We start from the raw sequence: 15010 nt of genomic DNA, 5'->3' as shown, positions 1-15010 counted from the left end.
AGATTTAGTTTAGTAAACGAGTTAACAGGTTCATTATGCAAAAAAATATATTCTGTTTTTTAACCGCTTCATGTTTATCATTTATCTCAATAAATGCAATGGCATTGACGTGTTCAGATAATCCCGATCAAAATACAGTTGAGGCAAATAACTATATTTTTAAAATATTAGACTTTATTGATTCAACAGCTAAAGGGATTAAGCAAGAAGTAAGAACTTCAACCATTACATCAGATACTGGTACGATACGTTCAATTGTCAAACATAGTTTGAATTATGATCTAAATGGTTTGATTACAGAAAGTCATTATGATCTTTATTCCGGCGACAATGAAAAACTCTATTCTGAACATCTACAAAAAAACGAATCTGGCTGGCAAAATGTGATTGAGGATATTGAGGATAAAACAAGGAGCACCACTCAGTTCAAAATCGATACACAAGGTAGAGTTATTGCCTCTGAACAGATAAAACAAGCTCCCGATTTTACCTTTATTGAGAATGATAGTTATCAATTTGATAATAACAATTGTTTAATTAATAAAAATGTGCAATGGCAGCTAAAAGAGTTGGATGCTAATGGTCAAGTAGTAGGAACAGTGCAAAAAGGTGCTTCGATTTATGCGTTTGGTTATCAAAATCGGCATTTAGCAAAAGTATCAGCGCAATATAGTAATAAAACTAAAAATGAAAGCGATTTTTCTTACCAATATGATGATAAAAATCGATTAAATGCAATCCAATCGACTTATTCAATAATTGGAAAAAATACCACTCATTACATGACTGAATTTTTAACTTTTAATGAGAAAAATGATTGGTTGAGTGCAACACAATCAAAACAAAATAGAAAAAACAAACAAACTAATATAGTACGGCAGATTACTTATTATTAATCAATTAAACACGGCGTTATCACAAGTGAACTCGATAACGCCAATGAATTAACATCACTCTAGTTTTATCTTACAAATAAAATATAAATCGCATGAGCTGTCCATGCTAATGCTAAACCATACGCAAGTAGTTTTTCTCGCTTTGGATAGATATTAAATTGATGTAACAAAGTTAGAATCTGTTGCAATCCACACCAAATTGGTAACGAAATCATTAAGCACAAAAATAATTTACCTAATTCAGTATTGGCTAACTTTAAAATATATGAACGCGTTATTGCGTCACCAAAAGGAATGATAAACGCAACAATGATTAATACTACTGGTGCGAAAATAGCTGCCCAAAGTCCACCTAAAGCAAATAATCCTTTGGCCACTTTTGAGTCTGACTGTATTGGTTGAGTTTCTTGATTTTTCATTGATCAAATACCACTTATTTAATTATCAATAATAGTATGCAATATGAAAGTAAAATTGTTGCACCCCATAAGCCAATAATAAGTAAATATCCTTGTTTCTTTTTATGAATATTTTGCTTAAAAATAACATTTGGCATTAACCTAAACCAGTTTATTGAATGAAATAAAGCGAGTGATAATGCAATACAGTTTAGCACTACAACAACTGGGCTTTGTAAGAAAAAGATAAAACGATAAAACTCATCTTGTCCCATTCTATTTGTATACATACAGATAACACCATACATCAACACCAAACTAACCCAAATCATGGAAAAAGGCGTTAATTTATCAATAATTGACAGAAATAGCGGCTGTTTTGTCTGTAACGATGTGATTTCGGATTGTGTACCAGTATTGTTATTATTTAAATCATTATTTGCTGGATAATTATCATTATTCTTCTTAATCATAACTTTCTCAATGTGAGTAACATTATTATGTAATTAACGTTTCTAGGGATGAATGTTTAATGTTGTATTATAAACATTAAGTGATTCAAATCGTCAAATTAAAGTCCTGCATAATATCGGTTTTTAAGGTAATGACACTAGGCAGAAAGTGCGTTGAAATAGTTTGCATTATCTTGCAAATGTGATTAGCTAATAAATTATTTGCTAGTAACAAATAACTTATAATCAGTTAAATATGAGCCTATAGGTGTTCCTTTGACTCTTACTTGAGCTTTAGTACCATATTTGATTTTGTCATTTAAATTTATACATAGAAAAAAGAAATAATTGTTATCTTTATCAAGAATCTTTAAACCATTTTTACAACGTCCATGTTTACCTCTACTTGGCCCTGGCGCGGTAATTTTATATTCAGTGGTATAAGTTTTAGATTCAGTAGGATAGAAATAAATAATATCTATTGGTAGACCTAAAAAAATTAGGAGATTAAAAGAAAAAATCATAAAAGCACGTGCAAGGTACTGTTTAATTCGTTCTAAAAATGGTTTTTTCAACATTTTTTTTCTAGAAAAAGCGAGAAGAAAACTAAGCAGGATGGCTACAGCAAAAAATGAAAATTCAATTTCAGTGAAGATAATAGTTCTTTGGTGTAATCGCAAAGTAAAAAGAATATTAAGAATAAACAAGAGTACCACTGAAAGCTGTACTATTGCTGTTATATTTTTCTTTAATACAACTTTTTTTAATAGATCTTGATTATAATTTTTAAAGTTTTGTGGCATATAAGATCTCTATCATCTCTTCTTAATAAAGTTTATTTTTACTATATCATTAATAGCTAATTTTTAGCTAAACTAAAATAATTATTAAAAATAGCGTACAATACTCAATATTAATCATCAATTCATTATCAATCATTTAGGAATTTTGTATGACAGGTAAATTTATTGTCATCGAAGGTTTAGAAGGTGCAGGCAAAACAACAGCCATCAATACTGTTGCACGTATTTTAAAACAACATCATATTTCTGATTTACAATTTACTCGCGAACCTGGAGGTACTCCAATTGCAGAAGCATTACGAAATATTATTAAAAATGGTTTAGATAATGAGCCGCTAACCGATAAAGCGGAATTGCTAATGCTTTATGCTGCTCGTATTCAATTGGTTGATAATGTAATTAAGCCGGCATTAAAAATGGGGAAATGGGTTATTGGTGATCGACATGATTTATCAACTCAAGCTTATCAAGGTGGTGGACGACAGATCGATAAGGTTTTTATTGAAACATTACAAGCTCAGGTTTTGGGTAATTTTAAACCTGATTTAACATTGTACTTAGATATTGCACCAGAACTCGGTTTAATGCGGGCCAGATCTCGCGGCCAGCTTGATCGCATTGAACAACAATCATTACCATTCTTTGAGCGTATTCGTCAGCGTTATTTACAACTAGCTGAGCGTGATAATACTATTGTTACCATCGATGCCAATAAATCTATAGAAGAAGTGACAGCTCAAATTGAAACTATCTTGAATTCATGGCTAATAAATTAGGTTTTAGTTTTATGATTTTTAATAAATATCCTTGGCTTGCATTACCTTTTCAGCAACTTGCTGATACGATTGTTAATAATCGGGCACATCATGCCATGTTAATTAATTATATTCAGGGAAGTGGTGAAGAAGAATTGATAAATCTACTGGTTAATCGATTAATTTGTCAATCTTCACAACAATTAGAGCCTTGTGGTAATTGTCATAATTGCCAGTTGTTTTTATCTCAGCATCATCCTGATTATTACGTCATTACACATGAGCAAGGTAAACAATCAATTGGTATTGATCAAATACGTAATATTTCGACTAAAGTTTATGAAAAATCACAGCAAGGTGGCAATAAAGTGATTTGGATCAAACATGCGGCTTCAATGACGGAAGCGGCAGCTAATGCATTGCTAAAAACATTAGAAGAGCCACCTGAAAATACCTATTTTATTTTGAGTGATGATCATAATAGCCAATTCTTACCTACGATTCATAGCCGTTGTTTTTGTTATTTTCTGCCTATCCCACAATTAGAAGAATCAGTTGGTTGGTTAAAAAAGCAACACAATCATCTATACAGTGATAATGAGCTTGCCACTGCTTTATTATTGAGCGAAAATGCGCCAATAAATGCAACTATTTTATTGCAACCAGATAAATGGCAACAACGGAAATTATTTTGTGAAAATTTGTTAGAAGTTTTGCCACAAAACAATTTTTGGCAATTAGCAAAAACATTCAATTATGAAGATTTTTTTGAACGGATCACATGGTTTTGTGCATTGTTAAGTGATGCATTGAAAGCTAAACAGAAAGTTGGTAAATACATTGTTAACCGTGATCAAGTTCCATTAGTTAGGTTACTTGCCAGAAAAAGTAATGATGAAATTACATCGCTTTATCAATTGTGGTTGCGAGCAAGAAGCTTGTTGTTATCGGTCACTGGTCTAAATAAAGAATTGATCGTATACAATGTTCTTGCTCAGTCCCAACTAATTGGGTATCAGAAATAAACTTTTTTAAAGCAATGAAGTTTTAGGTCAACGGTATATTTACATATAAAAGGACTGTAGTGAGTTATTTATCGATTGAATTTGGTCTAATTTTTGTAGTTTTCTTTGCGATATATTGGGCTTTAAGATTATTACCAAAATCCCAAAATAATTTACTCTTGATTTCAAGTTATCTTATTGTTGCTAGTTATAGTTTTCAATTTGCTGTCATCCTTTTTTTTTATACTTGTGCAATATATTTCTTTTCAGTAATGATTGCTACATCTAAGTATCATGCAAAAAGATGGTTGATTTTGGGATTAAGTGCAGCAATTATAAATTTAGCATTATTTAAATATTTTGACTTCTTTCGATATGAGTTACAGTCGTTACTTAACTATTTAAATTTATCTATTTTATTACCAGTAATTACTGTTCTTATTCCAATAGGCATTTCCTTTTATACTTTTCATTCGGTAAGTTATTTAGTTTCTGTAAAAAATAAAGAGTTATCTGTTGCCAAATTTTGGGATTTGGCTTTATTTTTATCATTTTTTCCAAGCATAATTGCCGGCCCTATTAATCGCGCAAAAACGTTTCTTCCACAAATTGTTGTTAGTAAACCTAGAGAGGTTTTAGAACCGTTTCGGGCATTTACATTAATTATACTGGCTATTATAAAAGTTTATTGTTTGGGTGGATTAATTAGTGAAAACTGGGTAACTCCCATTTTTTCAAATCCATTAGAATACTGTACTCTTGATTTATTGGTTGGCTTATATGCTTATGCTATACAAATTTATTTAAATTTTTCTGGTTACACTGACTTAGTAACTGGGATTGCGCTTTTATTAGGTTTCCGACTACCAATTAATTTCAATTTTCCTTATTTAGCTACTAATTTACGTGATTTTTGGGATCGTTGGCATATTAGTTTATCTCATTGGATTCGGGATTATATTTATATCCCTCTAGGTGGTAGCCGTCATGGTTTTGTTCGTACTCAGCTCAATGTGATGTTAGCCATGTTACTGTCTGGACTATGGCATGGCGCAGGAATTAATTTTATTATTTGGGGCTCATGTCATGGTATAGGCATTGTTTTTCTTAATATTTTAGACCGTTATGTAGGTCGAGGATGGATAGTTCAACGTTCACCAATTATTGCTCGATTACTAACTTGGCACTATATTTGTTTTACTTGGCTATTTTTTTGTTGTGAAAGCTTAACTGATGCATTAGATTATCTAAATGCGTTATGCCATAATTTTTTAGTCGACTCACATTATATAGGTGTATTCATAATAATATGTATAGTTTTTTTAATGTATCCAATATGTAAAAATATCCCTAATTGGTGTACTGCACAACTTAGTAAAATAAATAGCATTTTTTTGCCTGTTTTCTTTACATTGATATTATGGCTAACAATCTATTTAGCACCTTCTGGCGTACCAAATTTTATTTATGCTAATTTTTGATTATGATGAAAAATTAAAATGAAATATAAAAAAACATTATCGAAAAACAGAAGAAAAAACAGACCAAAAAAGATTGAAAAGCAAAATCGAGTGTTAAAAAATAACACCACAAAGAACATTAAAAGAGTTCAAAAAAAATCTGAAAAATTGGATTTTTTACAAAATAATCAAGCTACGTTTTCGGCAAAAAATATTTTTATTCTATTATTTATTACTGGTATTGCGCTAATTGTAATTTTTCATAGATCAGTTTTAATCTATTGGCAACAAACCTATCATTCCGATTTTTTAAACTCAGGAAGTGTTACTCAAGAAATTATTCGGGAAGATTTTGATGAACCTTCGAATGAAATTTTATTAGGAGCACCAGCCACAATTATTGAGCAGAATAACTATTTAAATGACGCAAATATCCAATTGAGAAAAGATGTATTAATTTTTTTACAACCAGATATTATTGAAATCAAAAAAAACAATAAACATGAACAAATCCATACTCAATCAATTCAAGATAATAAGGAAGTTACTCAATTAAGTAACAATACGAATGAATCAGTAAAGGATCAAGTAACTGTATCAACTGATCTTGATACACAAAAAGTATTAAAACATGATATACCTTTAATACATGAACCATTACCTATAGTCTTAACTGAAAATGATAAGGTTTTTTTTGCGGGTGATTCATTAATGCAAGGTGTTGCACCATATGTTAAAAAAATGTTATTCAAACAATATAAAATAGAAAGTATTGATCTTAGTAAACAAAGTACAGGACTTACCTATCCAAATGCTTTTAATTGGCCAAAAACAATTAATGATATTTTAATTACAGATCCTTCTATTAAGTTACTTATAGTATTTTTGGGGCCAAATGACCCTTGGGATTTTCCTGTAAAAGGGTATTCTAAATATGTTAAATTCAAATCTCCCTTGTGGGAACAACAATACCGTTTGCGTATAGCAGCTATTTTAAATAGTGCTTATGAACATGGTGTTCAGGTTCTTTGGCTTGCTGCTCCTTGTATGCGAAAATCAAAACTTAATGATGGAATGGTATATTTAAATATGTTATATCAGTCCGAAATAGAAAAAACACAACAACATTTTTTAACTACTAACCAACTATTAGGTTGTACTTATGAAAAATTTAATAGCTTTATTGAATCTGATAAAGAAAAAATAAAAGTAAGGGTTGATGATGGGGTTCATTTTACACCTACTGGTCAAAAAATTTTAGCTAAAGCTATTATGGATAAAATCACTTTTAAAGAATTAGAGGGCAACGATAGTGATTAAATTTTTAAAGTATATTCTAACTATAATAATTCTAATAGTTTCTGTTGGATGTAGTGTCGCAGAAAGTAAAACGAGCACACAATCTAATGTGGTTGACTTTGGTGACCCGAATGCAAAACAATTTTCTCAACGCTTGAATTCATTGTTTAATAATAAAAACAGTAATCAAATTGTTAATATTACTCAATTTGGAGATTCTCATTCAGCAGCAGATTTTTTTACTGGTGAATTTCGGTTATTGATGCAACAAAAATATGGTAATGCAGGGATAGGATGGATTACCCCTGTTCCTATAAAAGGTCAAAGTCATGCAGCAGTGAGTTGGAAAACGAAAAACTGGAATGTATTAAGTAGTCGTACATTAAGTAACTTGGATTTTCCAATGGGTGGATTTATTGCTAAACCAACTAAAGATGTTGGTGCTATACAGGTTATACCTAGAAATGCTAGTAATAAGGAATGGCATGTAAAATTAACTTTTAAAACTTTGAAGAATGCTTCTAATTTGCTGAATATTTATGATGTAAATGATAAAAAAGTAGATATTTCTTACACATCTAAAAGTAATGTATGGCAAACTATATCTTTTACTACTAAAGTACCTTTTTCAATTAAAGCAACTAATGATATTGAAATCGGTGGTATATGGTTAAATCGTTCTCAACAATCAGGAGTTATTGTATCATCTATTGCAACTAATGGCGCAAAACAAACCATATGGCAAAAATGGGGTCCTGACTGGTTGAATGAATTGTCATCATTAAACAGTGACTTGATTATTCTTGAATATGGTACAAATGAAAGTTTTGATGAAACTTTAGATGCAAATGCTTATCGTAAAAATCTAGTAAAAAATATTCGCCAAATTCGTAAATCATCACCTAATTCGGTAATATTATTAATGACACCACCAGATACTATGTTAAATGAGAAGAGTTTTCCAAAGTCTTTTGCTAAAGTGATGAGTATCCAAAAGCAAGTCGCTAAATCGGAGAAAACGCTATTTTGGGATTGGCAACTGGCTATGGGGGGACCTCATTCTATTAAAGATTGGAGGATAAGAGGCCTTGCTCGTCCAGATTTAGTACATCAAACATTACAAGGTTATAAAGAAAGTGCACGTATTTTCTATGCTGATTTAAATGAATTTATTAATAAAAATAGTTAAAATTTATAATTAAAAGGAATAACTAAGTTATGTTCTCTCCAATTATTGTTGCTGTTGATTTTTCTAATACAAAGTCAGCTTGGAATTTTATAGATAAAGTTGAACCTAAAGATTGCCGTCTTAAAATTGGTAAAGAGTTGTTTACTCATGCTGGTCCTGATTTTATTAAACAGATACAACAAAAAGGTTTCGATATTTTTTTAGATCTCAAATTTCATGATATTCCTAATACGGTAGCCAAAGCAGTAGCTGCTGCTGCTGATTTAGGTGTTTGGATGACAAATATCCATGCTAGTGGTGGTGTTCGCATGATGGAAGCTGCAAAAGATGCACTTTATCAATATGGAAAAGATGCACCTTTGTTAATTGCGGTCACCGTACTAACGAGTATGGAATCTTCAGATCTTAAAGAAATTGGTATTGAAGTTTCGCCATTAGAACAAGCAACGCGTTTAGCATTATTGGCCAAAAACTGCGGTCTTGATGGTGTAGTTTGTTCTGCTAAAGAAGTACAGAGTTTTAGAACACGACTTGGTAGTGATTTTAAATTGGTTACACCTGGTATTCGTCCTGCCGGTTCTACTCCTGATGATCAGCGACGAATTATGACTCCACAACGGGCGCAAGCTGCGGGTGCAGATTATTTAGTTATTGGTCGTCCAATTACTCAAGCAGAAGATCCAAGCAAAGCATTACAAGCTATTTTATCGACACTTGATTCATCTAAGAGCAAATAGTATGTCAGATAATCCAATTGTTTATTCAACTGAGCAAGGTCGAATAATGCCTGAAAAAAACACTAAGCCTCATCCTAAAGGTGATGGTATTATTCGTATTTCACGTCAGACATTGGGCCGAAAAGGGAAGGGGGTTTGTGTGATTGAAGGTTTTGACTTAGATGATTGCCAATTACAGAAATTAGCTGCCGATCTTAAAAAGCGTTGTGGTTGTGGCGGTTCGGTTAAGAATAGGAAAATTGAAATTCAAGGTGATAAACGTGATCTATTAAAAGCATTAATAGAAGATAGAGGATTTAAGGTTAAACTTGCTGGCGGTTAGTTATTTTAAAAATAATACCCTTTTCATGAGGGTATTATTTAAAAGAAATTAATTAGAACGATAACCACGCATTTTTTTACTGATTTCGCGTCGTTCTTTAGAGATTTCAGCATTTTTGATAATGTAATCATCAACACGATCATCGTAATCACTTTTCATGTTAGCAATAATAGCTTGTAGCTCATCGTAAGTCATATCAGGTTTAATATAATCACTTAAATTTTCAAGTAATAATACGCGTTTTTGATTGTCACGAATTTTCTTCTCATTATCTGAAATCTCGCGTTTTAATTTGTTTAAACGGCGTGACAAACGAATGTATTCAAGAACATCTTGAAATGATGGTGCGGCTGATTTTTCCTTGTCCATCTATAACCCCTTATTTCTGAAAAAATGAAAAACAATAATATGCTAATTATATACCAATAATTTTTTTAGGTCATATTAATTATATTTTTATTGGAAAATGTTAAGTTTGAATATCAACCATACCTATTTGCGGTTATTTTAGATCAAATTTTTTAAAGTATGAATTAATGATATTTTTGAAAACTAATGATAAATTCATTTGCTTTGCTTCAAATTGCGATAAAAATAAAAACAACTATTAAGTATTATTGTAAAGTATTATACAATATGGCGTTAATTGAAAAGAGTACCGAATGAGAGAATTATAATGAGCTGGATTGAAAAAATTCTGAGTAAAAATAATATATCGTCAGATCATAAAAAAGCGAATATTCCTGGTGGTGTATGGACTAAATGTAGTAATTGTGAGCAGGTTATTTATCAAGCAGAACTTGATCGTAATTTAGAAGTTTGTCCAAAGTGCGATCATCATATGCATATTCCTGCCCGTGTTCGTTTATATCGTTTTTTAGATGACGGTTCTGATGTAGAGATAGGTTCAGAACTTGCTCCTAAAGATATTTTAAAATTTAAAGATACTAAAAAGTACAAAGATCGTTTAACTGCTGCACAAAAAGAAACACATGAAAAAGAAGCTATGGTTGTAATGAAAGGAACACTATTGGGTATTCCTGTTGTGGTAGCTTGCTTTGAATTTGCTTTTATTGGTGGTTCAATGTCGTCTGTGGTTGGTGCTTTATTTACTCGAGCTGCTGAACAGGCAATTGAAGATAAATGCCCATTAATCTGTTTTTCAACTAGTGGTGGGGCTCGAATGCAAGAAGCATTATTTTCATTAATGCAAATGGCAAAAACTAGTGCTATCTTAGCTAAAATGCAAGATGAAGGTTTACCGTATATTTCTGTAATGACAGATCCAACAATGGGTGGTGTATCAGCTAGTTTAGCGATGTTAGGTGATATCAATATTGCTGAACCTAAAGCATTAATTGGTTTTGCTGGTCCTAGAGTAATTCAACAAACTGTACGTGAAACATTACCTGAAGGATTTCAACGAAGTGAATTTTTACTCGAAAAAGGTGCAATTGACATGATTATTCATCGCCGAGATATGCGTACCAAGATTGCAGCTTTATTAGCTAAATTAATGAAATTACCTGTTTCAATTGATCCTAGCGTTAATGATGAGACTATTTAATTAATCATGCAAATTAAAACCCCTGATGCCGGGTCTGATCTTGGGACATGGCTTTGTTATTTGGAGCAATTACATCCTACGACTATTGATTTAGGGCTTGATCGTGTTAAATCAGTCGCAGAACGACTTGATCTTTTGAAACCTGCACCTTATGTTTTTACGGTAGCGGGAACTAATGGTAAAGGGACGACTTGTCGTGCACTAGAGATGATATTACTTGCAGCTAATAATAGTGTTGGGGTTTATAGTTCTCCTCATTTATTGCGTTTTACTGAACGAGTTAGAATAAATAATCAAGAGTCAAAAGAACAAGATACAGTTGATGCATTTGTCGAAATTGAAAAAGTACGTGGAAATATTTCTTTAACCTATTTTGAATATGCAACATTAGCTGCGTTATATCAGTTTAAATATGCACAATTAGATGTCGTCATTTTAGAAGTTGGTTTAGGTGGAAGACTTGATGCCACCAATATTATCGATGCTGATATGGCAATTATCACCACAATCGGAATCGATCATGTTGAATATTTGGGTAATACTAGAGAAAGTATTGGTCGGGAAAAAGCGGGTATATTTAAACCAAAAAGTATAGCTGTTGTTGGCGAACCAGAAATACCTTCATCTATTTTAGATGTTGCTAAAACTGTGAATTGTCCTATTTATGCAGTAAATAAAGATTGGTCTTATCAACAAATAGATAATTCATTATGGCAATTTGTTTCTCCGCTAAAGCAGTTTAATAAATTACCTATACCTTATGTACCTTTAGCTAATGCCGCTACTGCAGTTGCAGCACTAAGTTATTCTTCTCTTTCAGTAAATCAGAGTCAAATAATAAATGGTCTTAAAAACACAAGTTTAATTGGACGTTTTCAAATAATACAAACATCACCAATTGTGATTGTTGATGTTGCACATAATCCCCATGCCGCCAACTATTTAGCTCACCAAATTGAGTTATTAAAAAAGAGCCAACCTAATATTGATAAAGTAAGACTTGTGATTGGTATGCTTAAAGATAAAGATATTAGAAGTACTTTATCTATTCTAAAGGCTGATCAATGGTATTGTGCTTCACTTTATGGCGAACGTGGATGTGATGCTAAAATATTACACCAATATTTACAAGATAATAAAGTGAAAAATATAACGACGTTTGAATCGGTTGCTGATGCATATCAAAAAGCCATAAAAGATGCAAAAGAAGATGATATTATTGTCGTTTGTGGTTCATTTTATACTGTATCTGCTATTTTAGGTAAATTGGGCTACTAGGCAAATGTAATCATGGATACTAATCGAGAGAAGAACAAAACTACTTCAAATAAAGTTAGAAACCAATTAGTCGGTTTTGCTACATTGCTATTAATCGTTGCTATAGTTGCGCCTAATATAATTACTGATAAATCTAATTTACAGACACCTACAATTCCTATTTTACAGCCAGAAGTAGTTAATAAGCAAAATAAAGTGATCACATCACAAAGTGAGTTAACTATTAATGAAAGTTCCAACAATAATGGATTTGAACAATCTTATACACCTGATTCTGAGCAATATACTAGTCCTTTGGCTTTACCAGATACAGTTGAAGACAATTTTGCTTCTTCTATTACTAATTCTGAACAAACAGATAAATCCTATATGATTCAACTTGGGGCTTTGAAAAACAAGAAAAAAATTGAAGAATTAGTTGCCTTACTAAGATTAAATAATTATAACGTTAGAATTATTCCAAACAATTCTGCGCCAAATCAATTAATAAAATTACAGGTAGGTCCCTATGCAAAAAAAGAGCAAGCAGAGCAGTTAATTAGCAACTTAAATAATTTAACGAAATTAAAAGGTGTGATTGTTACTAATTAAAAATTATTTTATTCTTTAATGAGTATAAACATTAGATATAAATATAAAATTGTGAGTTATTATGATGAATTGGGTTGATTATGCAATTATTGGTGTGATTATTTTATCTGCACTGATTAGTATCGTTAGAGGTTTTGTTAAAGAAGCATTATCCTTAATTAGTTGGGTACTGGCTTTTTTTATAGCAAGTCGTTTTTACATGTATATCACTAGTTACTTAACTTATTTTGATAGTGATGTAATTCGTATTGCTGTAGCTATCGCGATTTTATTTATTTCTACACTAATTGTGTGTGCCATTATTTCTTATATTATTGGACAATTGGTGCAAAAAACAGGTCTTTCAGGCACAGATCGGGTGTTAGGTATATGTTTTGGTGTATTAAGAGGTATTTTAGTTGTTGCGTTAGTACTCTTTTTTATCGATACTTTTACTCCATTATCTCAATCGCAAGAGTGGAAGCAATCACAATTAATCCCTCATTTTCATTTTATTATTCGTTGGTTTTTTGATTTTATACAGCAGTCGTCTTCATTTTTAGTTCAATAACTTTAAGGTAATAATTGTATGTGTGGTGTTGTTGGTATTGTAGGATGCAGTACAGTTAATCAATCTATTTATGATGCTTTAACAGTATTACAGCATCGAGGGCAAGATGCTGCAGGAATTGTGACCATTGATGAGCAAAATCGTTTTCGCTTACGTAAAGCAAATGGTTTAGTTAAAGATGTATTTCAAGAACATCATATGTTGCGTTTACAAGGTAACTTAGGAATAGGTCATATTCGCTATCCCACTGCGGGTAGCTCAAGTCCTTCAGAAGCACAACCATTTTATGTAAACTCACCGTATGGTATTGCACTGGCTCATAATGGTAATTTAACTAACACTGATCAGTTACGTGATAAGGTTTTTGAATTAGCAAGACGTCACATAAATACTAGCTCAGATTCAGAAGTATTACTTAATATTTTTGCCAGTGAACTTGATAAATTCCCGACTTATCCATTAACCGCAGATAATATATTTAGTGCTGTCCATCAAGTTCATAAAATTATTAAAGGTGCTTATGCTTGTGTAGCAATGATAATTGGTCATGGGCTGGTTGCTTTTCGAGATCCATTTGGCATCCGACCATTGGTTATTGGTAAAAAAGTAATTGATAATCAGAAAATAGAATATATGGTTGCATCGGAAAGCGTTGCCTTAGATATTCTCGATTTTGAATTTGTGCGTGATATAGAACCGGGCGAAGCTATCTATATTACTCAAGATGGGCAACTTTACTCTAAGCAATGTGCGAATAATCCTCAATATTATCCTTGTATCTTTGAATATGTTTATTTTGCTCGTCCAGATTCACTAATGAATGGTGTTTCAGTATACCAATCTCGTATATTGATGGGCCAAAAATTAGGTCAAAAAATTGCTAGGGAATGGAAAGACATTGATATTGATGTGGTAATTCCTATTCCTGAAACATCGTGTGATGCCGCGCTTGAAATTGCCAGAATATTAAATAAACCATATCGACAAGGATTTGTAAAAAACCGATATGTTGGACGTACTTTTATTATGCCAGGACAAGCAGAACGAAAACTTTCGGTAAGAAGAAAACTAAATGCTAATCGTATTGAATTTGAAGGTAAAAATGTTCTTTTAGTCGACGATTCTATTGTACGAGGAACTACATCAGAAAAAATACTTGAAATGGTGCGTTCAGTTGGTGCTAAAAAAGTCTTTTTAGCTTCTGCCGCTCCTGAAATCAGGCATCCTAATGTTTATGGTATTGATATGCCAGTGGCCAGCGAACTAATTGCATATAATCGTTCTGTTGAACAAATTGCAAAAGAAATTGGAGCTGATAAATTAATATTTCAAGATCTTTCAGATTTAATAGATTGTATTAGAGAACAAAATCCTCGTATTCACCATTTAGAATGTTCTGTTTTCGATGGGAAATACGTTACTGAAGGAATTGATGATAACTATTTTGATACTCTTGAACATCACAGAGCTGAAAGTAAATCATCTTTATCAATTAGAGAATCTGAAAATCTCGAAATTTATAATGAAGGACAATAATAAATTTGTCATAAATAAAATTATGATAAATTTATTAGCTTAAAAATTGAGATTTTTATTTAATTTAGCTTAGTAAATAATAATATTTTTCAATAAACTATAAAAAAATTAATATTTAGTTCAATTTTTTCTTATTGTAACATAATGATAAATAACAAAAAAAAATATCTTTA

The 15010-nt window shown here is 31.6% G+C and carries 17 protein-coding genes; 13 read left to right on the top strand and 4 right to left on the bottom strand.

All coding sequences use genetic code 11. The features are described from left to right. The first annotated feature begins 35 nt into the window (after window positions 1–35). Window positions 36–896: a hypothetical protein gene (locus tag B6C99_RS08975; protein WP_086359517.1), complete on the top strand. Its 861-nt coding sequence runs from the start codon at window positions 36–38 to the stop codon at window positions 894–896. A 65-nt stretch (window positions 897–961) separates the two neighbouring features. On the opposite strand, the gene frdD is transcribed toward B6C99_RS08975, so the two are convergent. The 3 genes from frdD to B6C99_RS08960 all read right to left on the bottom strand — a co-directional run bounded on the left by frdD (window position 962) and on the right by B6C99_RS08960 (window position 2549). After that, window positions 962–1315, bottom strand: a complete 354-nt coding sequence (gene frdD / locus B6C99_RS08970) for a fumarate reductase subunit FrdD (RefSeq protein WP_086359516.1) — start codon at window positions 1313–1315, stop codon at window positions 962–964. Between the two features lie 14 nt (window positions 1316–1329). After that, the gene (locus tag B6C99_RS08965) at window positions 1330–1767 is read right to left on the bottom strand and encodes a hypothetical protein (protein WP_086359515.1); all 438 of its coding nucleotides are present in this window, start codon (window positions 1765–1767) and stop codon (window positions 1330–1332) included. Between the two features lie 197 nt (window positions 1768–1964). Continuing rightward, complete coding sequence (locus B6C99_RS08960) at window positions 1965–2549, bottom strand: hypothetical protein (RefSeq protein WP_086359514.1); 585 nt, start codon at window positions 2547–2549, stop codon at window positions 1965–1967. 149 nt (window positions 2550–2698) lie between these two features. Here B6C99_RS08960 and tmk point away from each other — a divergent pair, with 149 nt between their 5' ends. From tmk to yciH, 7 genes are read left to right on the top strand one after another with little or no spacing between them, the layout of a single operon-like run. Beyond that, the gene (gene tmk / locus B6C99_RS08955; protein ID WP_086359513.1) at window positions 2699–3325 is read left to right on the top strand and encodes a dTMP kinase; all 627 of its coding nucleotides are present in this window, start codon (window positions 2699–2701) and stop codon (window positions 3323–3325) included. Window positions 3326–3336: 11 nt separating this feature from the next. Beyond that, entirely contained in the window at window positions 3337–4329 is a 993-nt protein-coding gene (gene holB / locus B6C99_RS08950; protein WP_158092464.1) for a DNA polymerase III subunit delta', read from the top strand. A gap of 59 nt (window positions 4330–4388) precedes the next feature. Further along, entirely contained in the window at window positions 4389–5789 is a 1401-nt protein-coding gene (locus B6C99_RS08945; protein WP_086359511.1) for an MBOAT family protein, read from the top strand. An 18-nt stretch (window positions 5790–5807) separates the two neighbouring features. Beyond that, window positions 5808–7088, top strand: coding sequence for a DUF459 domain-containing protein (locus B6C99_RS08940; protein WP_086359510.1), 1281 nt, complete (start codon window positions 5808–5810; stop codon window positions 7086–7088). Beyond that, complete coding sequence (locus B6C99_RS08935) at window positions 7081–8256, top strand: GDSL-type esterase/lipase family protein (RefSeq protein WP_158092463.1); 1176 nt, start codon at window positions 7081–7083, stop codon at window positions 8254–8256. The genes B6C99_RS08940 and B6C99_RS08935 overlap by 8 nt, the downstream gene beginning before the upstream one ends. Before the next feature lie 29 nt (window positions 8257–8285). Further along, window positions 8286–8993 (top strand): orotidine-5'-phosphate decarboxylase, encoded by a 708-nt coding sequence (gene pyrF, locus B6C99_RS08930; protein WP_086359508.1) that lies wholly within the window; start codon window positions 8286–8288, stop codon window positions 8991–8993. A gap of 1 nt (window position 8994) precedes the next feature. Further along, the gene (gene yciH, locus B6C99_RS08925) at window positions 8995–9315 is read left to right on the top strand and encodes a stress response translation initiation inhibitor YciH (protein WP_086359507.1); all 321 of its coding nucleotides are present in this window, start codon (window positions 8995–8997) and stop codon (window positions 9313–9315) included. Between the two features lie 48 nt (window positions 9316–9363). Here the strand turns inward: yciH and tmaR are convergent, their stop codons facing one another. After that, window positions 9364–9684 carry a PTS system regulator TmaR gene (gene tmaR / locus B6C99_RS08920; RefSeq protein WP_086359506.1) on the bottom strand — a complete coding sequence of 107 codons (321 nt, stop codon included), beginning with the start codon at window positions 9682–9684 and terminating at the stop codon, window positions 9364–9366. A gap of 307 nt (window positions 9685–9991) precedes the next feature. Here tmaR and accD point away from each other — a divergent pair, with 307 nt between their 5' ends. The 5 genes from accD (at window position 9992) to purF (ending at window position 14837) form a co-directional block, all read left to right on the top strand. Then, window positions 9992–10882, top strand: a complete 891-nt coding sequence (gene accD, locus B6C99_RS08915) for an acetyl-CoA carboxylase, carboxyltransferase subunit beta (RefSeq protein WP_086359505.1) — start codon at window positions 9992–9994, stop codon at window positions 10880–10882. Window positions 10883–10888: 6 nt separating this feature from the next. Beyond that, window positions 10889–12160, top strand: coding sequence for a bifunctional tetrahydrofolate synthase/dihydrofolate synthase (gene folC / locus B6C99_RS08910; protein ID WP_086359504.1), 1272 nt, complete (start codon window positions 10889–10891; stop codon window positions 12158–12160). A gap of 12 nt (window positions 12161–12172) precedes the next feature. After that, window positions 12173–12751, top strand: a complete 579-nt coding sequence (locus B6C99_RS08905; RefSeq protein ID WP_086359503.1) for an SPOR domain-containing protein — start codon at window positions 12173–12175, stop codon at window positions 12749–12751. Between the two features lie 64 nt (window positions 12752–12815). After that, entirely contained in the window at window positions 12816–13301 is a 486-nt protein-coding gene (locus B6C99_RS08900) for a CvpA family protein (protein ID WP_086359545.1), read from the top strand. Window positions 13302–13319: 18 nt separating this feature from the next. Beyond that, window positions 13320–14837, top strand: a complete 1518-nt coding sequence (purF, locus tag B6C99_RS08895; RefSeq protein ID WP_086359502.1) for an amidophosphoribosyltransferase — start codon at window positions 13320–13322, stop codon at window positions 14835–14837. The last annotated feature ends 173 nt before the right edge of the window (window positions 14838–15010 follow it).

The organism is Gilliamella sp. N-G2, assembly GCF_002142215.1.
Lineage (GTDB): Bacteria > Pseudomonadota > Gammaproteobacteria > Enterobacterales > Orbaceae > Gilliamella.
The sequence above is the reverse complement of the archived record's forward strand: the minus strand, read 5'-3'. Positions and strand labels throughout refer to the sequence as shown.